The sequence below is a fragment of the Pseudomonas sp. Ors-4-3C genome (assembly GCF_055755035.1).
On record NZ_CM146900.1, the window covers coordinates 3,894,724 to 3,914,592 of the forward strand.

Consider the following 19,869-nt stretch of genomic DNA (forward strand, 5'->3'; position numbering starts at 1 on the left):
ATTGCGCGCTGCACAGTTAGAATAGCTGCCACTTTACGCCAGAAGCGACCCGCCATGACCGATCTGACGCTTTATCACAATCCGCGCTGCTCGAAATCCCGCGGCGCACTGGAACTTCTCGAGGCCCGTGGCCTGACCCCGAACGTGGTGCGTTACCTGGAAACGCCGCTGGACGCCGCGCAAATCAAGGCCTTGCTCGGCAAGCTCGGCATCAGCGCACGGCAACTGCTGCGCACGGGAGAAGATGAATACAAAATGCTTCAGCTGGCGGACACGAGCCTCAGCGAGGCGCAACTGATCGCCGCCATCGCCGAACACCCGAAACTGATGGAACGGCCAATTCTCGAAGTCGGCGACAAGGCCGTGATCGGCCGTCCTCCGGAGCAGATCCTGGAGCTGTTGCCGTGAGCGCGCCATACATTCTGGTTCTGTATTACAGCCGCAACGGTTCGACCAACGAGATGGCCCGGCAGATCGCCCGCGGTGTCGAGCAGGCCGGCCTCGAAGCGCGCCTGCGTACCGTGCCGGCGATTTCCACCGAATGTGAGGCGGTCGCCCCACAGATCCCGGAAGAAGGTGCGCTCTACGCCACCCTCGACGATCTGAAGAACTGCGCTGGCCTCGCACTCGGCAGCCCGACGCGTTTCGGCAACATGGCCGCACCGCTCAAGTACTTCCTCGACGGCACCAGCAACCTGTGGCTGACCGGCGCGCTGGTCGGCAAACCGGCCGGCGTGTTCACCTCAACCGCGAGCCTGCACGGCGGCCAGGAAACCACCCTGCTGTCGATGATGCTGCCACTGTTGCACCACGGCATGCTGATCACCGGCCTGCCGTACAGCGAGTCGGCGCTGCTGGAAACCCAGGGCGGCGGCACGCCATATGGCGCCAGTCATCACGCTGGGGCCGATGGCAAGAAAGGTCTGGATCAGCACGAGATGGCGCTGTGTCGTGCACTCGGCGCACGCCTGGCGAAAACCGCGCAAAAACTGGAGGGCTGAGGGTGGCGAAGAAGGCGAAAATCCTGCCCTCGGTGGAGTGGCTCGAACCCCGCGTCAAGGCGATGCGGGCCCTCAGCCTGCTGTGCTTCTTCGGCCTCGCCGGGCTGCTCGCCGCTTACTACCTGGTATTGGCCGACCTGCATGGCGCCCGACCGTGGGTGATTTTGCTGGTCGAGCTGATCCCGTGGATCGTTCTCGCCCCGGCAATGATCATGGGCAGCGCCCGTGGGCATTCGTGGATGTGTTTTGTGGTGAATCTGTATTTCATCAAAGGCGCACTGGCGGCGTATGACCCGAACCGGCAGCTGTTTGGCGTATTGGAGATGGTCGCGAGCCTGGCGTTGTTCTGCTCGGCGTTGCTGTATGTGCGGTGGCGGTATCAGTTGAATCGCAAGCTGGCTGGCGAGGGCGAGATTTCCGTCGCCTGAGCTGACGCCTTCGCGAGCAAGCCCGCTCCCACAGTTTTTGTGTCGATCACAATATTGTGTTTCAACAAGGATCCTGTGGGAGCGGGCTTGCTCGCGAATGGGGCGACGCGTTCTTAATGATTGACGGTGTAAGCCAGCATCATCGAAATCTGGCTCATCGGCCGTCCACCACTCTGTTCATGCCACTGGTTGAACGCGTTCTGCACAATCGCCAGATCGCGCAGACTGGTCGGCACCTTGTCGACGATCTTCTGCGCATTCAGCGCCGCGACCACGTCATAGCTCGGCACAAAGGTGTCCTTGCCAACCATGCGCAAGAAGCGTGGCGCCGACAGCCCGCCCAACTGATGGCCGTGCTTTTTCAGGTAGGTCCACAGACCGACGATATCGGTCACCGGCCAGTCGGCGATCAGTGCGCCGAAACTGCCCTTCTCTTTCTCCACATCAAGAATGAACTGCGCATTGCGCGGCACGCTCTTGAGCTTGCCCAGGTGGCGGATGATTCGCGCGTCCTGCATCAGGCGTTCGAGGTGCTCGGCGCTCATCAGCACGACCTTTTCCGGGTCGAACTTGAAGAACACTTCTTCGAAGGCCGGCCACTTGGCGTCCACCAGGCTGTGCTTGAGCCCGGCGCGGAATACCCGCAGGGCCATGGTCGAGAGGTAACGATCGTCGCTGATCTTGCGCAATTGCGCGGGAGTCTTGGGAACGGGCAGATGGGCTTCCAGTTCAGCCGCCGAACCGAAGCGGTTCAGACAGTATTCGTGCAGCCACTTGTAATCGCGCATGCCCTCTCCTATTGAATGAAACGAAGAAACCCATGTGGGAGCGGGCTTGCTCGCGAAGACTGAGTGTCAGTCGACGCATATAGCGACTGATACACCGCCTTCGCGAGCAAGCCCGCTCCCACCTGGAATGGGTTTACAGATTGACCACGTTGACGAAGCGCGAAGCCGCTGTCTCGTCGATCTTCAGGCTGGTGAAGTCGAACAGGTTGCGGTCGGCCAGTTGCGACGGCACCACGTTCTGCAGACTGCGGAAGATGCTTTCAGTTCGGCCCGGAGTCTTGCGCTCCCAGTCCTGAAGCATTTCCTTGACCACCTGACGCTGCAGGTTTTCCTGCGAACCGCAGAGGTTGCACGGGATGATCGGGAATTCCTTGAAGTCCGAGTAGGCCTGGATGTCTTTCTCGTTGCAGTACGCCAGCGGGCGGATCACCACGTTACGGCCGTCGTCGGCGCGCAGCTTCGGCGGCATCGCCTTGAGGGTGCCGTTGAAGAACATGTTGAGGAAGAACGTCTCGACGATGTCATCGCGATGGTGACCGAGGGCCATTTTGGTCGCGCCGATTTCGTCGGCGAAGGTGTACAGCGTGCCGCGACGCAGGCGCGAGCACAGCGAGCAGGTGGTCTTGCCTTCCGGCACCAGTTCCTTGACCACCGAGTAGGTGTCCTTCTCGACGATGTGGTACTCGACGCCCAGCTCTTTCAGATAGGCCGGCAGCACGTGCTCGGGAAAGCCCGGCTGCTTCTGATCCATGTTCACCGCGACGATCTCGAACTTGATCGGTGCAACCTTCTGCAGGTGCATCAGCACGTCGAGCATGGTGTAGCTGTCCTTGCCCCCGGACAGGCAGACCATGACCTTGTCGCCGTCTTCGATCATGTTGAAATCGGCGACCGCTTCGCCGGCCAGGCGGCGCAGGCGCTTTTGCAGTTTGTTCTGGTTGACCGTAAGAGTGCCCATGACGCGAAATCCGTGAGGTGTGACGAAAGGCGGGCATTTTACGCAAAAAACCCGCTGGGGGCGAAGGGCCGTGGGTCTGTCCCTATCACCCGATCCCCTGTGGCGAGGGAGCTTGCTCCCGCTGGGGTGCGAAGCGCCCCCAAACCTGCAGCCGCTATTTTCCTGACGCACCGAACCGGAAGGATTGGCGACTGCTGCGCAGCCGAGCGGGAGCAAGCTCCCTCGCCACAGAGGTGATCCGGCCTCAACCGTGCAAGACCCTGCCGCGATTACACCCCGTGTTTACAGCGCGATTTGCTCTAAGCCCCTATCACCTGTGCGGTTAAGTCCTTTCTATACTGCGACATAAGGTCGCACACATCTGAAGACCTGTATTTGCTCGGCCACCTTGGCCCGTAGGCGCTCCGCTGGGGGGCGATGGCAATAACAAGAGGAGTGACTGGCATGATCCATCACGTAGTGGGACTGTTTACCCACCCCGATCAGGAATGGAAGGAAATCCGTGGCGACCAAGAGGAAAGCATCAGCCACATGTACCTGACGCACACGCTGATCCTGGCGGCGATTCCGGCCGTTTCGGCGTTTATCGGCACCACTCAGGTCGGCTGGGTGATCGGCAGCCGCGCGCCGGTGATGCTCACCGTGGAAAGCGCGATCTGGATGACGGTGATGTCGTACCTGGCGATGCTTGGCGGCGTCGCGGTGATGGGCGCGTTCGTGCACTGGATGGCCCGCACCTATGACGCCAACCCGAGCCTGGCCCGTTGCGTGGCCTTCGCCACCTACACCGCGACACCGCTGTTCGTCGGCGGGCTGGCGGCACTGTATCCGCATATGTGGCTGGGGATGATCGTCGGCACGGCGGCCATCTGCTACACGGTTTATCTGCTTTATGTAGGGTTGCCGACGTTCATGAACATTCCGTCGGACGAAGGCTTCCTGTTTTCCAGCTCGGTGCTGGCGGTGGGCCTGGTGGTACTGGTGGCCATCATGGCGTTCACCGTGATTGTCTGGGGCCTCGGCGTGGGGCCGGTGTATACCAACTGACATGATTCACCCCCGAGAACAACAAGATCTGCCAATACAGGCCGCCGCAAGGCGGCCTTCTCGTATGGCGGATGACCATTCGGCAGGTCAGCGATTCGCAAGTCCGGGAGGTTGCGGCATACTCGACGCCTCTGGAGATCCATCAAGCATGCCCGAGCAACTCAATACCCGCGTCGAAGACTGTTACCAACTCGCTGAAGCCTTTTTCAAACGTCATTTCCAACGCCCGGTCGTCAGCCTCAAGCTGCGCGGGCAAAAAGCCGGTGTCGCGCATCTGCACGAGAACCTGCTGCGCTTCAACCCGCAGCTGTACCGGGAAAACACCGAACACTTCCTCAAGCAGACCGTGGCCCACGAAGTCGCGCACCTGATCGCCCATCAACTGTTCGGCGACCGCATCCAGCCGCACGGCGAGGAGTGGCAACTGATCATGCGCGGGGTTTACGAACTGCCGCCGGATCGCTGCCACACTTATGCAATCAAACGCCGCAGCGTGACCCGCTACATCTACAAATGCCCGTGCGCCGACAGTGATTTCCCGTTTTCGGCGCAGCGCCATAGTCTGGTACGGCAGGGGCGACGGTATTTGTGCCGGCGCTGTCGCAACACCTTGGTGTTCAGTGGTGAGATGCGGGTGGAGTAGCCGGTTTGGTGTTGTCGCCGCCGACGCCTTCGCGAGCAAGCTCGCTCCCACAGGGGGAACGCATTTCAAAATGTGGGAGCGGGCTTGCTCGCGAAAGGGGCGGCACAGACGCTAGAGAATCACCTTGGCACGCCGCAACTCGGCAATCCGCTCAGCACTAAACCCCAACTCCCCCAACACCTGCTCCGTATGCTGCCCCAACCCCGCACCAACATGCCACGGCGCCGGCAGCGCCTCGGAGAACTTCAGCGGACAGGCCATCTGCGCCTGGGTCGTACCGTCTCCCCGCGGCACCTGGGTCACCAATTCACGCGCCTGCAACTGCGGATGTTGCACCGCCTCGCTCAGGTTCAATACCGGCTCGACACAGGCATCAACTCCGGCAAACAACTCGCACAGCTCGGCAAAGTCGTGCTTCTCGAATTCAACTTTCAGCGCGTCCTTCAATAACCGCTGCTGCTCGGGTTTCGGCGACAAGCCCTGCGCCGCCAGCTCCGGCCGGCCCAGCGCCGTGCACAGTTGCTGCATGAACGCAGGTTCCAGACTGCCCACTGACAGCCAGCGCCCGTCGCGCGAGCGGTAGTAGTCATAGAAGCTGCCGCCATTGAGCATCTGCTCTTCCCAATGCGGTTCCTCGCCACAGGCCAGATACCCGGCGCCGGCCATGGCGTTCAGGCTGAAGGCGCAATCGGTCATGCTCACGTCCAGGTGCGTGCCCTGCCCTGTCTGCTGCCGGGCGATAACCGCCGCCAGCAAGCCGATCACGCCATGCAGCGACCCGCCAGCCACATCCGCCACCTGCATGCCCAGCGGCAACGGCCCGCTGTCGGCGCGGCCGGTGTAGCTGGCAAGCCCGGCCAGTGCGAGGTAATTGATGTCATGCCCGGCGCGGTCCTTGTACGGGCCGGTCTGGCCATAGCCGGTGATCGACACGTAAATCAGCTTCGGGTTGATCGCCTTCAGTGCCTCGTAACCCAGGCCCAGACGCTCCATCACACCGGGACGAAACTGCTCGAGGACGATGTCGTATTCAGTCAGCAACTGCCGGACCACCTCCAGCGCCTCCGGCTGTTTGAGATCCAGCGCCAGACTGCGCTTGTTGCGGTTCAGGTAAGCGTGGCTGGCCGACATGCCCTGATCGTGCGGCGGCAACACCCGCAGCAGATCCATGCGCGTCGGTGATTCAATGCGCAGCACCTCGGCGCCCATGTCCGCCAGCAACAGCGAGGCGAACGGCCCCGGCAGCAGGGTCGAGAAATCCAGAATTTTCAGTGAGGCCAGCGGCGCAGACATGGGCGATCTCCTTGGGCGATACACCCAGCCTAGGCAGCGCTGCCGCGCACGGCAATCACCGGATGCATCAGCGGCAGTGACCGTAATGCTCAAATCGCCGGCAATAAAAAACCTGCCGAGGCAGGTTCTTCAGTGCCTGTGTGGCGAGGGAGCTTGCTCCCTCGCCACAAGGTAGTACCAAATTGCAGTTACTTGACGTTGCTCGGAGCCACGCCTTCAGCCACACCCAGATCATCTTCCGGACGGGTATCAACGATACCGCGACCGCCCGAGGCCAGCTCGGATTGCAGTACGTCGGTGTCCAGCTCTTTGACCCACTTGGCGACCACGATGGTTGCCACGGCGTTGCCGACCAGGTTGGTCAGGGCGCGGGCTTCGGACATGAAACGGTCGATACCCAGAATCAGCGCCAGACCGGCCACCGGCAGGTGACCGACCGCCGACAGGGTGGCTGCCAGCACGATGAAGCCCGAACCGGTCACACCGGCTGCGCCTTTGGAGGACAGCAGCAACACCACCAGCAGGGTGATCTGGTGCGTGATGTCCATGTGCGTGTCGGTGGCCTGAGCAATGAACACTGCGGCCATGGTCAGGTAGATCGCGGTACCGTCGAGGTTGAACGAGTAACCGGTCGGGATCACCAGACCCACTACCGATTTCTTCGCGCCCAGACGCTCCATCTTGATCAGCATGCGTGGCAGTACCGATTCCGACGAAGAAGTACCCAGTACGATCAGCAGCTCTTCACGGATGTAGCGAATCATCTTCAGCACGCTGAAGCCGTGCATGCGGGCGATGGCACCCAGCACGATCAGGATGAACAGCACGCAAGTGATGTAGAAGCAGGCCATCAGTTGACCCAGTTGCACCAGCGAGCCGACACCGTAGGCACCGATGGTGAATGCCATCGCACCGAAGGCACCGATTGGCGCGAGCTTCATGATCATGTTGATGATGTTGAACATCACGTGGGCGAAGCGATCGATGAAGTCGAGGATCGGACGGCCGTAGTCACCCAGGCGATGCAGGGCGAAACCGAAGATCACCGAGAACATCAGCACTTGCAGGATGTCACCGGTGGCGAACGCGCCGACGATGGTGGTCGGGATCACGTTGAGCAGGAAGCCGACAACGCTCTGATCAGCACCTTGAGCCACGTAGGTTGCAACTTTCGAAGCGTCCAGCGTGCTGACGTCGATGTGCATGCCGTTGCCCGGCTGCACGATGTTGACCACGATCAGGCCGACCAGCAGCGCGATGGTCGAAACGATTTCGAAGTACAGGAGTGCGTAACCACCGGTCTTGCCGACCGATTTCATGCTTTGCATGCCGGCGATGCCGCTGACCACGGTGCAGAAGATGATCGGGGCAATGATCATCTTGATCAGTTTGATGAACCCGTCACCCAGCGGCTTTACCGCGACACCGAACTGCGGGTAGTAGTGACCGAGTGCAATACCGATGATGATTGCGACGATCACCTGGAAATACAGGGATTTGTAGAGTGGCTGACGAGTCGTCATTGCAAGTTTCCTCAAGCGTCCTGCGGGCAACATCCATCTGTTGAGCGCAAAACCTGAATTGCGAACCCTCCTGCACTGGAGGGATTTGTTGTGTCGAGCGGCGCTTCTCCGGCGGGATAGACGCACACTTCTGTCGCTCTTATCGCAAACGCCGTGCCACATTGGTGCAATTCGCTACAAGCCTTTTGATATCAGGGAGTGCAGGGTAATTTTTGTCACTGCCCGGTGACGTAAGTGTGGCGGATTTCCGCCAACTCGTTGGTTCTCGTCCTACAATTTGGCGGAAATCCGCCTTGTTGCCCTGCGCATGCCCCGGCTACCATCCGGCGCCAGAGGAAGGATCTGCCGCTTATGCGCGAACGCACCATCGCCAGCCATTTCGCCCGTGCCGCCCTCGGTGGCGCACGCCGTTCGGGCTTCGACTATTCGCCACTGCTGCAGCGACTGGGCATCAGTCCCGAGTTGCTGGATGAGCCGCGGGCGCGAATTGCACCGGAGCAATTCACCCAACTGATCCAGAGCCTGTGGCTGGCGCTGGATGATGAGTACCTGGGCTTCGGCAACGTACCGAGCAAACCCGGCAGCTTCGCGATGATGTGCCACGCCCTGATCCACTGCCGCAACCTGGAGAAGGCACTGCAACGCGGTTTATTGTTTTATAGCCTATTCCCGGGGGCCCCGCGCCTGGACCTGAGCCGCGAAGACGAATGGGTGCGCCTGAGCCTCGATGATTCGCAGCTATGGGACCCGGATCACTTTCTCAGCGAGAGCCTGCTGGTGATCTGGCATCGCCTCGGCAGCTGGCTGATCGGCCAGCGGATTCGTCTGGAGCAGGCCACTTTCAGTTACCCGAAACCGGCGCATGGTGCCGAGTACGACCTGCTGTTCCCCTGCCCGCTGGTGTTTGCCGAGGGCCAAAGCAGCCTGCTGTTTCACAGCCGCTACCTGCACATGCCGCTGTTGCAGGACGAACGCACCCTCAAGCACTTCCTTGAACGCTCCCCCGCCGACCTGCTGTCACGCCCGGACGACGGCGACAGTCTCAGCAGCCGCCTGCGCCGCTTGCTCAGTCGCGACAGCGCACACTGGCCGGATCTGGAAGCGGTGGCCGCGCACCTGCACATCAGCCCGCAAACCCTGCGTCGGCATTTGCGTGAGGAAGGCACCAGTTTTCAGGAATTGAAGGATCAGTTGCGCCGCGACATCGCCATTTATCATCTGGGACGGGCGGATCTGTCGTTGCAACAGATTGCCGAGCAGCTGGGGTTTTCCGAGCCGTCGGCGTTTCACCGGGCGTTCAAGAAATGGACGGGGCTGACACCGGGGGCTTATCGGGCGCAGGAGCAGTAAGCCTCCGCAGAGTTTTACGCCGAGGCGGCAGGCCCCTTCGCGAGCAAGCTCGCTCCCACAGGGGAATGGCGAGCGCCGCCGATTCAATGTGGGAGCGAGCTTGCTCGCGAAGAGGCCCGAAAGGTGCCGACTAAACCGCAGGAAACTGAATCCTGAACGCCGCCCCGCCCATCGGCGAATCCCCGAGCATCAGTTTGGCGTTGTAGCTCTCGATAATGTCCTTGACCACCGCCAGCCCGATGCCCTGCCCGGGGTGCTGGCGATCCAGACGCTCGCCACGCTCCAGAATCCGCGCCCGTTGATTCGGCGGTACGCCCGGGCCGTCATCTTCGATGCACAACTCGGTCCCGGCCAGACTCTCGCGAACGCTGATGCGCACTTCGCCCAGACACAGGCGATAGGCGTTCTCCAGCAGGTTGCCCATCATCTCCAGCAAAGCGCCCTGCTCGATCGGCACATAGCAGTGCTCCGGCAGATCGAAGGCCACCCGCACACGTTTGTCGCGGTAGACCTTGTCCAGTGTGTCGCACAGGCTTTTGAGCACCGGCTGCAGACGGACCTGGTGGCGCACCAGCCCGCTTTTGCGCAGGCTGGCACGTTGCAGTTGGTAGCTGATCTGCTGACTCATGCGCTCGATCTGGGTTTGCAGCACCCAGGCTTGATCACGATCTTCGGGACGTTTCGCCATGTCTTCGCTGACCCCTTGTAACACCGCCAGAGGGGTTTTCAGGCTGTGCGCCAGATCATCGAGGGAGTCGCGGTAGCGGCTGCGCTGCTGGCGTTCGCTGAGCAGCAAACGGTTGAGCGAGCCGGTCAGGCGCAGCAGTTCGCGCGGGTGCTGCTCGGTGAGGCTTTCGCGGGTGCCGCTTTCGATTTCGTCGAGTTCCTGGCTGAGCTGGCGCAGCGCCTTGAGGCCCCAGGTCAGGCCGATCCACAACAGCGCCAGCAACACCAGCAATGCGGCACCGAAGCCCAGATAGAGATTTTCGCGCAGGCCTTCGAGGGTATTTTCGTATTCACGCACCGGTTGCAGGGCAACGATACTGAATGCGGCACTTTTACCGCCAAGCAGTTTGACTTCGACGTCGTAGACGAAGAACTCCTGACCGTCGCTCTCGCGGATCCGCGCGAACTCGTTACCCATGCCGTCGTAACGCGGCTTGTAGTTGATCTGCTCTTCCTGCGTGCCTTTCGAGCGCCAGACCAGTTTGCCTTCGCGGTCGTAGATGTAGCCGAGCAAGCGGTTGTCGGTGAGGTTGAAACGCTCATCGGGCAACTGCGACGGCATCATCAGGCGGCCGTTCTCGATGCGGGCGGCAGAGATCAGCGTGGTGGCGTCCGAGGCCAGCCGCTGCTCGATCGAGTCCTGCAACGCCAGGCTGAACGCGCCCTGCATGGCGGGGAGCAAGCCGAGCATGAACAACACCGCCAACGTGGTGGCGGCGAGCATCAAGCGAACGCGAAGAGAACGAATCAAGTGCAAGGCTCATTGAACAGATAGCCGAGACCGCGCACGGTATCGATCGGCTTGAACCCGCGCGTGCCTTCGAGCTTGCGACGCAGGCGGCCGACCAGCACTTCGATCACGTTCGGATCGCGCTCGTCGTCGTCCGGATAGAGCTGCTCCATCAGGCGATCCTTGGGCACCACTTGCTGGTGGTGGCGCATCAGGTATTCGAGGATGCGGTATTCGTAGGCAGTCAGCGCCAGCGGCTCTTCATCCAGCGATGCCTGCTTGCGATTGAGGTCCAGCAACAGCGGTCCGGCGACGATGGTCGACTGGGTGAATCCGCTGGAGCGACGCAGCAAGGCGTTGAGTCGTGCATCGAGTTCTTCGAACTGGAACGGCTTGACCACGTAATCGTCGGCACCGGCGGCCAGGCCTTCGACCTTGTCCTGCCAGTTGCCGCGCGCAGTGAGGATCAGCACCGGAAACGTCTTGCCGGTCGAGCGCAACTGTCGGATCAAGTCCAGACCGCCCATGCCCGGCAGACCGAGGTCGATGACCGCCAGATCGAAGTTGAACTGCCCGGTCTGGTACAGCGCCTCTTCGGCATTGGCCACGGACTCGACCACATGACCGCTCTCCGTCAGGCGGGTTTGCAGGTGATGGCGCAACAGCGCTTCATCTTCGACGACCAACAGTTTCATAACGCTCTCCCGGGTAAATCAAAAGCTCCAACTTCAACAGCATACCTGTGAGAGCGAGTCTGCTCGCGAAGGCGACGGCACGGGCGACAACTTTCTCATTGCTGTTCGACTGGATGCAAGGTTAGCAAGCCGCCCCTGTACCTGCCCTGAACGCTCGTTGAACCTGCACTGAATCAAATCGACTAGGCTGTCCTGACCACTTTCGATAAGGAGACCGACCATGCGCCTGTTCCTCGCCCTCGCCCTGCTCGCCGCCAGCAGCCTGGCCAACGCCGCGATCAAGACCCAGGAGATTCCCTACCAGAGTGCCGACGGCACCAGACTGATCGGCTACTACGCCTACGACGACGCGATCAAGGGCAAGCGCCCGGGGATCGTCGTGGTGCATGAATGGTGGGGGCTGAACGACTACGCCAAACGCCGCGCCCGCGACCTCGCTGAGTTGGGCTACAGCGCTCTGGCGATCGATATGTACGGCGAAGGCAAGAACACCGAGCACCCCAAGGATGCGATGGCATTCATGCAGGCCGCGACCCAGGATGCCGCTGCCTCCAGCAAGCGCTTCGAGGCCGGGCTGAACCTGCTGAAAAAGCAGCCACAGACCGACGTGAATAAAATCGCCGCCATCGGTTACTGCTTCGGCGGCGGCGTGGTGCTCAACGCGGCGCGTCAGGGCGAGCCGCTGGCGGGCGTGGTGAGTTTCCACGGTGCACTGGCGACCACCACCCCGGCGACGCCCGGCAGTGTGAAGGCGAAAGTTCTGGTCGAGCATGGTGCGCTGGACAGCATGGTCACCCCGGCCAACGTCACCACATTCAAATCCGAGATGGACAAGGCCGGCGCCGACTACACATTCGTCAGCCTCGACGGCGCCAAGCATGGCTTCACCAATCCCGATGCCGATCGTTTGAGCCACGGTGAACACGGTGGCCCGGATATCGGCTACAACAAAGCGGCCGATGAAAAATCCTGGGCGGACATGAAAGCGTTCTTCCAGAAAATCTTTGGCTGACATTGCCCCTGTGGCGAGGGAGCTTGCTCCCGCTCGGCGGCAAAGCCGTCGCAAAAACCTGCCGATGCGGTTTACCTGACAGACCTCGTCCACAGTTTTGGGGGGCTTTGCCCCCAGCGGGAGCAAGCTCCCTCGCCACAAAAGTGTGCAGCCTCTACCCAGTCGCGGCTTCAACCGGCAAAATGCCCGCCATGAATTCCAGCCCGATCCTCCCCACCTGCTGCACCGCGCTCGACGCTCACTGGCCGTTGCCCCGGCTGCTGCCCGAGACCGTCCTGCTGAGCACCCGTTTCGACCCGAAACAATTGCTCGGCGACGACTTCCAGCGCAGCGCCATCGAGCCGCCGCCGAGCATTCAGCGTTCGGTTGCCAAGCGCCAGGCAGAGTTTCTTGCCGGGCGGATTTGCGCCCGGGCGGCGTTGCAGCAACTGGAAGGCTCAAGCGTGATTCCGGCGATTGGCGAAGACCGTGCACCAGTGTGGCCGGCGCACATCTGCGGCTCGATCACCCACAGCACCGGGCGTGCGGCGGCGATTGTCGCCAACAAGCAGCATTGGCGTGGCTTGGGCATGGACCTGGAAAACCTGCTCGACACCGACCGCGCCGAACGCCTGGCCGGGGAGATCCTGACGCCTGCGGAACTGCAGCGCATGGCCGCCGGTTCGAGGGAACAACTGGCGTTGCTGGTGACGCTGACGTTTTCGGTGAAAGAAAGCCTGTTCAAGGCGTTGTACCCGATTGTGCAGAAGCGCTTTTATTTCGAGCACGCCGAGGTGCTGGAGTGGACAGAGCAAGGGCAGGTTCGGTTGCGTTTGCTGACTGACCTGTCTGCTGAATGGCGTAATGGCACCGAGCTGGAGGCGCAGTTTGGGGTGCAGGATGGGCAGTTGTTGAGCCTGGTCAGCATTCCTGCCTGAAGATTTTTCAGCCTGTTCCGCCGCCTTCGCGAGCAAGCCCGCTCCCACCCTTGAAATGCATTCCCCTGTGGGAGGGGGCTTGCTCGCGAAGGCATCATCCCTGCCCCCACAAAACTCAGCGGCGCTCCTGATTCCGCGGCCAACTCAGACTGAAGCAGGCCCCGCCCAGACTCTTGCTCTTGTTGATCAGCGCCCGGCCGTCATGCCAATGGATGATCCGCCGCACAATCGACAGCCCCAGCCCATGCCCGCCCGACGCCCGCGTACGGCTGTCATCCAGACGCAGAAACGGCGTGAAGATGCGCTCCCACGCTACCTCCGGCACGCCCGGCCCGTCATCCTCGACATCGACCCGGCAGCGCAACTGCCCGACCTGATAACTCACCGTGACTTTCGAGCGCGCATGGCGCATCGCGTTGCTCACCAGATTCTGCAACGCCCGGTGCAGGAAGCGCGGTTCGGCCTCGACCCAGGCGCCGTCGTTATCGGTGGATGACAGGCACATACCACGCTGTACCGTGACCCCGGCGCGCAACGGCGCCAGCTCTTCGATCACCTGATTGACCAACGCATCGAGGTCGATGCGTTGAAAGGTCAGCGCCGGCGAGCCCTGCTCCAGTCGCGCGTAGGTGAGCATCTCGTCCACCAGCTTATCGAGATCCTCGATGTCGTGATCCATGCCCTCGCGGTACTTTTCCAGCGCCTGCGGGGTGGTGGCCGAGCCGATCATCTCCAGGCCGAAACGCAGGCGCGCCACCGGCGTACGCAATTCGTGGGACACCGCGCGCACCAGTTCGCGCTGGATCGCCAGCAACTGCTGCAAGTGCTCGGCCATGCCGTTGAACGCCGCCGCCAGCCGTCCTACCGAGTCAGCGCCGCGGGCCGGCACGCGGGTTTCCAGGCTGCCCTTGGCGATGCGCGTGGCCGCGGCCTCGAGGCCGCGCAAACGCCGTTCGAGCTGGCGCACCAACAGGTAAACGATCAGGCCGATCAGACTCAGGCCGAGCACGGCGATCAGCACCAGCCATTGCGGCGGGTACGGATTCATCTGATACAGCGGGCCGATTTCCAGCACCCACGGCGTGCCGACCATGCCGGCAAACACCCGGATCGAGTCACCACCCTTGCCCAGCGCCATCACCGTGTCGCCCTCTGACACGCGACGGCTCTGGTCTTCGTCCATGTCGGCCTCGTTGACCGTGACCAGTCGCAGATCAAAACCGAAGCCCTTCTCTTCCTTTAACTGCGCCAGCCGCTTGGGTTGTTCGCCCACCGGAAAACGCACCAGCTCATCGGCCAGCAGATAAATGGTCGCACGGGCCAGTTGTTCGCTGATCTGTTGCACGTCGCCGGTGAGCAGCAACTGCTCCTTGTCGCTGACCAGTCGATAGACCCGCGCCGCATGCGGGCCGGTCTGCTCCACCAACGCTTGACCGCGTTGCACCCGGGTGCGCTGTGACAAGTCCAGATCAGTCTCGGAAAACTTCTTCAGCGCCAGCGGAATCCCCAGCAGCCGCTCCCACACCAACAGCGCCCGATGGCGCTCGGTTTCGTTCATCGGTTGCAGGTTGTCGGCCATCAGCGAAAACGTGCCGTGGGCGAGGCGCTCGCGGTACTGCTCGCTGCGCACCTGATTGAGCAGATGCAACGCCAGCACGCCGAGCACCGCCACCAGAATCAGCGCCGCGCACATGCCGCCGTAGATGCGCAGGAAGATCGAGTTCACAGCACCAGATCCACACAGGCTTCAGGGACGAACAGATAGCCTTTGCTGCGGATGGTCTTGATCAGGCGCGGGTGGTCGGGGTCGTCGCCGATTTTCGGGCGAATGCGCGAGATACGCACATCGATCGAGCGGTCCTGGCCGTCGTAACCGATGCCCCGCAGCGCAGTAAAGATCTCTTCGCGAGAGAGGATTCGCCCGGCATTCGACACCAGCAGCCAGAGCAGGTCGAATTCAGCGCTGGTCAGTTCGATGCCGCTGTCGCTGAGCCAGGCTTCGCGCAAGGCGTTGTCCACCACCAGCGGGCCGAATTGCAGGCGACGGCTTTTCTCCGCGACGGGTTCGGCTGTGTCACTGCGTCGCAGCAAGGCCTGAATCCGCGCCAGCAACAGCCGTGGACGCACCGGTTTGCACACGTAATCGTCGGCGCCGAGGTCGAGGCCCTGGATCTGGTCGGCATCGTCGGTGCGCGCGGTGAGCATCAGGATCGGCCCGTCATAACGGTCGCGCACCTTGCGGCAGATGCTCAGACCGTCTTCACCGGGCAGCATCAGGTCGAGGATCACCAGATCCGGCTGCTCCTTGATGATCCGCGCCGCCGCCAGCGCGCCGTTACCTTCAATCTCCACCTGCAATCCATTGGCTTGCAGGTATTCGCGGGTGAGTTCGGCCAGACGCTGGTCGTCCTCGACTATCAATACCTGCCAGGCTTCTTGCTCCACCGGTGACCTCTGCTTGCTGTTTTTATTAATAAGGAAGAATGCTCGGCCTGACTCAATTCCCCTGTGGGAGCGGGCTTGCTCGCGAAGACGGCGGCACGGTCAACATGGATATTGCCTGACCCACCGCTTTCGCGAGCAAGCCCGCTCCCACATTTCTCCCGTCTTTTTGTCATCTTTCGGGAGGATAAGAATGGGTAAACACTGCCCGATTGTATAAACGGCGTACAACCAGAACACAAGTCGCCAAATGCGTTCGGACAACCCGGTTTTTTGTGATAGGGTTCGCGCCCTTAAAAATCCGCTGAAGCGTTTTTCCCGAGTGAAAAACAGTGACAAACGGTCTAGCTCAGCAGGTTCGCGGCCTACACGGGAATTCCTGGTTTCTTACACAATTTACGCACAGGCTTATCCACAGCTAGTACGTTGCAAGCCCCCTCGAAACGCATTATCTTGTAGCACGGCGCAAGGAGAGACCCTACATATAGGGTTTTCCGCTCAAACGCCCAACCACATTTCGGACCTGAAACTCAAGCGCTTTATTGCCGGTTTCCGGTTGAACCAAGCAAGTTTTTCAAAGCCCAAACCGCACTTGCGGATGGCACCGTTTTTTTGGTTGGAAACAACCGGAACGGTACGGGTGTTGCAGTCATGACTGTCACCCTGGAAGGAATCCGGCTCGAGCCCTGGCTCGCAGCCAAAAACTTCGGCAAGGATGCGGCGTCATTAGCCTTTTTCCTACTGGTCCGAAGTTGTTATGCCCGACGCCCGTCGGTTGTAGTGCTTCGGACCAGAACGGTGAGCACCATGATGGTGCCCAAACAAACATAGAGAATGTGGAGATCACCCCCCATGCAAACCGACACAACTCGCGAGAACCCGCAGGGCACCTTGCCGCAGGCCGCCGATTCGAATTCGGATCTGGCTGCCACCGCGCCTGGTCAACTGCGCGTGATCAAGCGTAATGGCACTGTCGTTCCTTACACCGATGACAAGATCACCGTCGCTATCACCAAAGCGTTTCTCGCAGTTGAGGGCGGCACCGCTGCCGCTTCGTCGCGAATCCACGACACCGTTGCCCGTCTGACCGAACAAGTCACCGCGACCTTCAAGCGTCGCATGCCGTCGGGCGGCACCATCCACATCGAAGAAATCCAGGACCAGGTCGAACTGGCCCTGATGCGTGCCGGCGAGCAGAAAGTCGCTCGTGACTACGTGATCTACCGTGACGGCCGTTCGAAAGAACGCGCTGCCCACGCTCCGGTCGAAGCTGCGGTCGACGCGCACCCGTCGATCCGTATCACCCGCGCCGACGGCAGCCTTGCGCCGCTGGACATGGGCCGCCTGAACACCATCGTTACCGAGGCTTGCGAAGGCCTGGCTGAAGTCGATGGCGACCTGATCCAGCGCGAAACCCTGAAGAACCTTTACGACGGCGTGGCCCTGAACGACGTCAACACCGCACTGGTAATGACCGCGCGTACCCTGGTTGAACGTGAGCCGAACTACTCGTTCGTGACCGCGCGCCTGCTGATGGACACCCTGCGTGCCGAAGGCCTGGGCTTCCTGGGTGTGGCCGAAAGCGCCACTCACCACGAAATGGCCGAGCTGTACGCCAAGGCGCTGCCGGCCTACGTTGCCAAAGGTATCGAGTTCGAACTGCTGAACCCTGTGCTGGCCACCTTCGACCTGGAAAAACTGGGCAAGGCGATCAACCACGAGCGTGATCAGCAATTCACCTACCTGGGCCTGCAGACCCTGTACGACCGTTACTTCATCCACAAGGATGGCGTGCGTTTCGAACTGCCGCAGATCTTCTTCATGCGCGTGGCCATGGGCCTGGCAATCGAAGAGAAGCAGAAAGAAGACCGTGCGATCGAGTTCTACAACCTGTTGTCGTCCTTCGACTACATGGCGTCGACTCCGACCCTGTTCAACGCCGGTACCCTGCGTCCACAGCTGTCGAGCTGCTACCTGACCACCGTTCCGGACGACCTGTCGGGCATCTACCACGCGATCCACGACAACGCCATGCTGTCGAAATTCGCTGGCGGCCTGGGCAACGACTGGACCCCGGTTCGTGCACTGGGTTCGTACATCAAAGGCACCAACGGCAAGTCGCAAGGCGTGGTGCCGTTCCTGAAAGTGGTGAACGACACCGCTGTAGCCGTCAACCAGGGTGGCAAGCGCAAAGGCGCTGTGTGTGCCTACCTGGAAACCTGGCACATGGACATCGAAGAGTTCATCGAGCTGCGCAAGAACACCGGTGATGATCGTCGTCGTACCCACGACATGAACACCGCCAACTGGATCCCTGACCTGTTCATGAAGCGCGTCTTCGATGACGGCAAGTGGACCCTGTTCTCGCCATCCGAAGTTCCGGACCTGCACGACCTGACCGGTAAAGCCTTCGAAGAGCGCTACGAGTACTACGAAGCCCTGACCGAGTACCCGGGCAAGGTCAAGCTGTTCAAGACCATCCAGGCCAAAGACCTGTGGCGCAAGATGCTGTCCATGCTGTTCGAAACCGGCCACCCATGGCTGACGTTCAAAGACCCGTGCAACCTGCGTAGCCCGCAGCAGCACGTCGGCGTGGTTCACAGCTCGAACCTGTGCACCGAGATCACCTTGAACACCAACAAGGACGAGATCGCCGTTTGCAACCTGGGCTCGATCAACCTGCCGAACCACATCGTCGACGGCAAGCTGGACACCGCCAAGCTGCAACGCACCGTGAACACTGCCGTGCGCATGCTCGACAACGTGATCGACATCAACTACTACTCGGTGCCGCAAGCGAAGAACTCCAACTTCCGCCACCGTCCGGTCGGTCTGGGCATCATGGGCTTCCAGGACGCGCTGTACCTGCAGCACATCCCTTACGGTTCCGACGCTGCCGTCGAGTTCGCCGACAAGTCGATGGAAGCGGTCAGCTACTACGCGATCCAGGCGTCCTGCGACCTGGCAGACGAGCGTGGTGCTTACGAGACCTTCAACGGTTCGCTGTGGTCCAAAGGCATCCTGCCACTGGATTCGCAACAGATCCTGATCGAGCAACGTGGCCAGAAGTACATCGACGTTGACCTGAACGAAACCCTCGACTGGGCACCGGTTCGCGCCCGTGTACAGAAAGGCATTCGTAACTCCAACATCATGGCCATCGCACCGACCGCGACCATCGCCAACATCACCGGCGTATCGCAGTCGATCGAACCGACCTACCAGAACCTGTATGTGAAATCGAACCTGTCGGGCGAATTCACCGTGATCAACCCGTACCTGGTTCGCGACCTCAAGGCTCGCGGTCTGTGGGACTCGGTCATGATCAACGACCTGAAGTACTACGACGGTTCGGTGCAGCAGATCGAGCGCATCCCGCAAGAACTCAAAGAGCTCTACGCGACCGCGTTCGAAGTGGACACCAAGTGGATCGTTGACGCCGCCAGCCGTCGTCAGAAGTGGATCGACCAGGCCCAGTCGCTGAACCTGTACATCGCCGGCGCCTCGGGCAAGAAGCTCGACGTGACCTACCGCATGGCCTGGTACCGTGGTCTGAAAACCACTTACTACCTCCGTGCCCTGGCCGCGACCAGCACCGAGAAGTCGACCATCAACACCGGCAAGCTGAACGCTGTTTCCAGCGGCGGCAACCACGGCGACGATTCGGTTCTGGCCGCTCCGGCAGGTCCGGCTCCAGTGCCAAAGGCTTGCGCGATCGACGAGCCGGATTGCGAAGCTTGCCAATAAGCTGAGCTGAGTCAGGCGTCGCGAGGCGCCTGATCTCTCCAGGCAAAAGAAACCCCCGACAGACTTCTGGTTTGTCGGGGGTTTTCTTTTGCCCGCCATTTACCTGTAGGAGCTGTCGAGAGCAACGAGGCTGCGATCTTTTGATCTTCAGTGCTGCTGCCATAGATCAAAAGATCGCAGCCTTCGGCAGCTCCTACAGTGATTACATGAATCTGACGGAGATTAGTTGGCTCGCGGGCCGCCATCGCCAGCAGGCTGGCTTCCACAGAAGAGCAAAAGCCAAGCGCATGCTTTTCACCACTCAATGGCCGAGTGTCAGCTCGCCGAAAGCTTTTGATCTTGCCGTACCGGCCCCGTCGGCAGGCTGAGTGGAGGGGTTTATCCGGGGGTGGGAGCGAAGCGACCGTTTGGCGAAGCCAAACACATCGAGAGGAGGTGCAGCGAAGCAAACCGTAGGCGATGCCCCCGGATGAATTCCGCAGCGAAGGAACCCGAGCCTAAGCGAGGGCCGAACGCTGGGGCCAAGCCTTTTGGTTACTTTTTGGCGTCTGAAAAAGTGACTCGCCGTA

18 protein-coding genes are annotated in these 19,869 nt (G+C 61.0%); 9 read left to right on the top strand and 9 right to left on the bottom strand.

Features of this window, described 5'->3' with window-relative positions; genetic code table 11:
* The first annotated feature begins 54 nt into the window (after positions 1–54).
* From arsC to ACVHNU_RS17530, 3 genes are read left to right on the top strand one after another with little or no spacing between them, the layout of a single operon-like run.
* Positions 55–408 carry an arsenate reductase (glutaredoxin) gene (gene arsC / locus ACVHNU_RS17520; RefSeq protein WP_201136851.1) on the top strand — a complete coding sequence of 118 codons (354 nt, stop codon included), beginning with the start codon at positions 55–57 and terminating at the stop codon, positions 406–408.
* Positions 405–1,001 carry an NAD(P)H:quinone oxidoreductase gene (gene wrbA, locus ACVHNU_RS17525; RefSeq protein ID WP_003227181.1) on the top strand — a complete coding sequence of 199 codons (597 nt, stop codon included), beginning with the start codon at positions 405–407 and terminating at the stop codon, positions 999–1,001. Before arsC ends, wrbA begins: the two co-directional genes overlap by 4 nt.
* A 2-nt stretch (positions 1,002–1,003) precedes the next feature.
* Positions 1,004–1,429 carry a DUF2069 domain-containing protein gene (locus ACVHNU_RS17530; protein WP_473017948.1) on the top strand — a complete coding sequence of 142 codons (426 nt, stop codon included), beginning with the start codon at positions 1,004–1,006 and terminating at the stop codon, positions 1,427–1,429.
* A gap of 113 nt (positions 1,430–1,542) precedes the next feature.
* On the opposite strand, the gene ACVHNU_RS17535 is transcribed toward ACVHNU_RS17530, so the two are convergent.
* Together ACVHNU_RS17535 and ttcA are read right to left on the bottom strand one after the other, a co-directional pair.
* Positions 1,543–2,217, bottom strand: a complete 675-nt coding sequence (locus ACVHNU_RS17535) for a DNA-3-methyladenine glycosylase I (protein ID WP_003227185.1) — start codon at positions 2,215–2,217, stop codon at positions 1,543–1,545.
* Positions 2,218–2,350: 133 nt separating this feature from the next.
* The gene (gene ttcA / locus ACVHNU_RS17540; RefSeq protein ID WP_003227187.1) at positions 2,351–3,175 is read right to left on the bottom strand and encodes a tRNA 2-thiocytidine(32) synthetase TtcA; all 825 of its coding nucleotides are present in this window, start codon (positions 3,173–3,175) and stop codon (positions 2,351–2,353) included.
* Positions 3,176–3,619: 444 nt separating this feature from the next.
* Between ttcA and ACVHNU_RS17545 the strand changes: the two genes are divergently transcribed.
* Positions 3,620–4,222 carry a Yip1 family protein gene (locus ACVHNU_RS17545; protein ID WP_003227189.1) on the top strand — a complete coding sequence of 201 codons (603 nt, stop codon included), beginning with the start codon at positions 3,620–3,622 and terminating at the stop codon, positions 4,220–4,222.
* 148 nt (positions 4,223–4,370) lie between these two features.
* A complete protein-coding gene (locus tag ACVHNU_RS17550) occupies positions 4,371–4,865 on the top strand; it encodes a SprT family zinc-dependent metalloprotease (protein WP_003227192.1) in 495 nt (164 codons plus the stop codon).
* 111 nt (positions 4,866–4,976) lie between these two features.
* Here the strand turns inward: ACVHNU_RS17550 and ACVHNU_RS17555 are convergent, their stop codons facing one another.
* Together ACVHNU_RS17555 and ACVHNU_RS17560 are read right to left on the bottom strand one after the other, a co-directional pair.
* On the bottom strand, positions 4,977–6,158 hold the full coding sequence (locus ACVHNU_RS17555) for a CaiB/BaiF CoA transferase family protein (protein WP_473017950.1): 1,182 nt from the start codon (positions 6,156–6,158) through the stop codon (positions 4,977–4,979).
* Positions 6,159–6,346: 188 nt separating this feature from the next.
* On the bottom strand, positions 6,347–7,681 hold the full coding sequence (locus tag ACVHNU_RS17560) for a dicarboxylate/amino acid:cation symporter (RefSeq protein ID WP_003227196.1): 1,335 nt from the start codon (positions 7,679–7,681) through the stop codon (positions 6,347–6,349).
* A 351-nt stretch (positions 7,682–8,032) separates the two neighbouring features.
* Here ACVHNU_RS17560 and ACVHNU_RS17565 point away from each other — a divergent pair, with 351 nt between their 5' ends.
* Positions 8,033–9,031 carry an AraC family transcriptional regulator gene (locus ACVHNU_RS17565; RefSeq protein WP_103485453.1) on the top strand — a complete coding sequence of 333 codons (999 nt, stop codon included), beginning with the start codon at positions 8,033–8,035 and terminating at the stop codon, positions 9,029–9,031.
* Between the two features lie 130 nt (positions 9,032–9,161).
* On the opposite strand, the gene ACVHNU_RS17570 is transcribed toward ACVHNU_RS17565, so the two are convergent.
* Both ACVHNU_RS17570 and ACVHNU_RS17575 read right to left on the bottom strand, forming a co-directional pair.
* A complete protein-coding gene (locus ACVHNU_RS17570) occupies positions 9,162–10,508 on the bottom strand; it encodes an ATP-binding protein (protein ID WP_201136848.1) in 1,347 nt (448 codons plus the stop codon).
* Positions 10,505–11,182, bottom strand: a complete 678-nt coding sequence (locus ACVHNU_RS17575; RefSeq protein WP_103485452.1) for a response regulator transcription factor — start codon at positions 11,180–11,182, stop codon at positions 10,505–10,507. The genes ACVHNU_RS17570 and ACVHNU_RS17575 overlap by 4 nt, the downstream gene beginning before the upstream one ends.
* A 220-nt stretch (positions 11,183–11,402) precedes the next feature.
* Between ACVHNU_RS17575 and ACVHNU_RS17580 the strand changes: the two genes are divergently transcribed.
* Together ACVHNU_RS17580 and ACVHNU_RS17585 are read left to right on the top strand one after the other, a co-directional pair.
* Positions 11,403–12,194 carry a dienelactone hydrolase family protein gene (locus ACVHNU_RS17580; protein ID WP_473017951.1) on the top strand — a complete coding sequence of 264 codons (792 nt, stop codon included), beginning with the start codon at positions 11,403–11,405 and terminating at the stop codon, positions 12,192–12,194.
* 191 nt (positions 12,195–12,385) lie between these two features.
* Entirely contained in the window at positions 12,386–13,111 is a 726-nt protein-coding gene (locus ACVHNU_RS17585) for a 4'-phosphopantetheinyl transferase family protein (RefSeq protein ID WP_473017952.1), read from the top strand.
* A gap of 115 nt (positions 13,112–13,226) precedes the next feature.
* Here the strand turns inward: ACVHNU_RS17585 and ACVHNU_RS17590 are convergent, their stop codons facing one another.
* On the bottom strand, positions 13,227–14,837 hold the full coding sequence (locus ACVHNU_RS17590) for an ATP-binding protein (RefSeq protein ID WP_003227208.1): 1,611 nt from the start codon (positions 14,835–14,837) through the stop codon (positions 13,227–13,229).
* Positions 14,834–15,556 (bottom strand): response regulator, encoded by a 723-nt coding sequence (locus ACVHNU_RS17595; protein WP_003227210.1) that lies wholly within the window; start codon positions 15,554–15,556, stop codon positions 14,834–14,836. Before ACVHNU_RS17595 ends, ACVHNU_RS17590 begins: the two co-directional genes overlap by 4 nt.
* Positions 15,557–16,405: 849 nt before the next feature.
* Between ACVHNU_RS17595 and ACVHNU_RS17600 the strand changes: the two genes are divergently transcribed.
* Entirely contained in the window at positions 16,406–19,300 is a 2,895-nt protein-coding gene (locus tag ACVHNU_RS17600; protein WP_003227212.1) for a ribonucleoside-diphosphate reductase subunit alpha, read from the top strand.
* An 11-nt stretch (positions 19,301–19,311) separates the two neighbouring features.
* Here ACVHNU_RS17600 and ACVHNU_RS17605 read toward each other — a convergent pair whose 3' ends face one another.
* Entirely contained in the window at positions 19,312–19,605 is a 294-nt protein-coding gene (locus ACVHNU_RS17605; RefSeq protein ID WP_473017953.1) for a hypothetical protein, read from the bottom strand.
* Between the last annotated feature and the right edge of the window lie 264 nt (positions 19,606–19,869).

Coding starts and splice junctions, on each gene's coding strand:
- arsC (WP_201136851.1), top strand. CDS start 55: ATGACCGATCTGACGCTTTATCACAATCCGCGCTGCTCGAAATCCCGC.
- ACVHNU_RS17600 (WP_003227212.1), top strand. CDS start 16,406: ATGCAAACCGACACAACTCGCGAGAACCCGCAGGGCACCTTGCCGCAG.
- ACVHNU_RS17550 (WP_003227192.1), top strand. CDS start 4,371: ATGCCCGAGCAACTCAATACCCGCGTCGAAGACTGTTACCAACTCGCT.
- ACVHNU_RS17560 (WP_003227196.1), bottom strand. CDS start 7,681: ATGACGACTCGTCAGCCACTCTACAAATCCCTGTATTTCCAGGTGATC.
- ACVHNU_RS17535 (WP_003227185.1), bottom strand. CDS start 2,217: ATGCGCGATTACAAGTGGCTGCACGAATACTGTCTGAACCGCTTCGGT.
- ttcA (WP_003227187.1), bottom strand. CDS start 3,175: ATGGGCACTCTTACGGTCAACCAGAACAAACTGCAAAAGCGCCTGCGC.
- ACVHNU_RS17575 (WP_103485452.1), bottom strand. CDS start 11,182: ATGAAACTGTTGGTCGTCGAAGATGAAGCGCTGTTGCGCCATCACCTG.
- ACVHNU_RS17585 (WP_473017952.1), top strand. CDS start 12,386: ATGAATTCCAGCCCGATCCTCCCCACCTGCTGCACCGCGCTCGACGCT.
- ACVHNU_RS17555 (WP_473017950.1), bottom strand. CDS start 6,158: ATGTCTGCGCCGCTGGCCTCACTGAAAATTCTGGATTTCTCGACCCTG.
- ACVHNU_RS17565 (WP_103485453.1), top strand. CDS start 8,033: ATGCGCGAACGCACCATCGCCAGCCATTTCGCCCGTGCCGCCCTCGGT.
- ACVHNU_RS17545 (WP_003227189.1), top strand. CDS start 3,620: ATGATCCATCACGTAGTGGGACTGTTTACCCACCCCGATCAGGAATGG.
- ACVHNU_RS17580 (WP_473017951.1), top strand. CDS start 11,403: ATGCGCCTGTTCCTCGCCCTCGCCCTGCTCGCCGCCAGCAGCCTGGCC.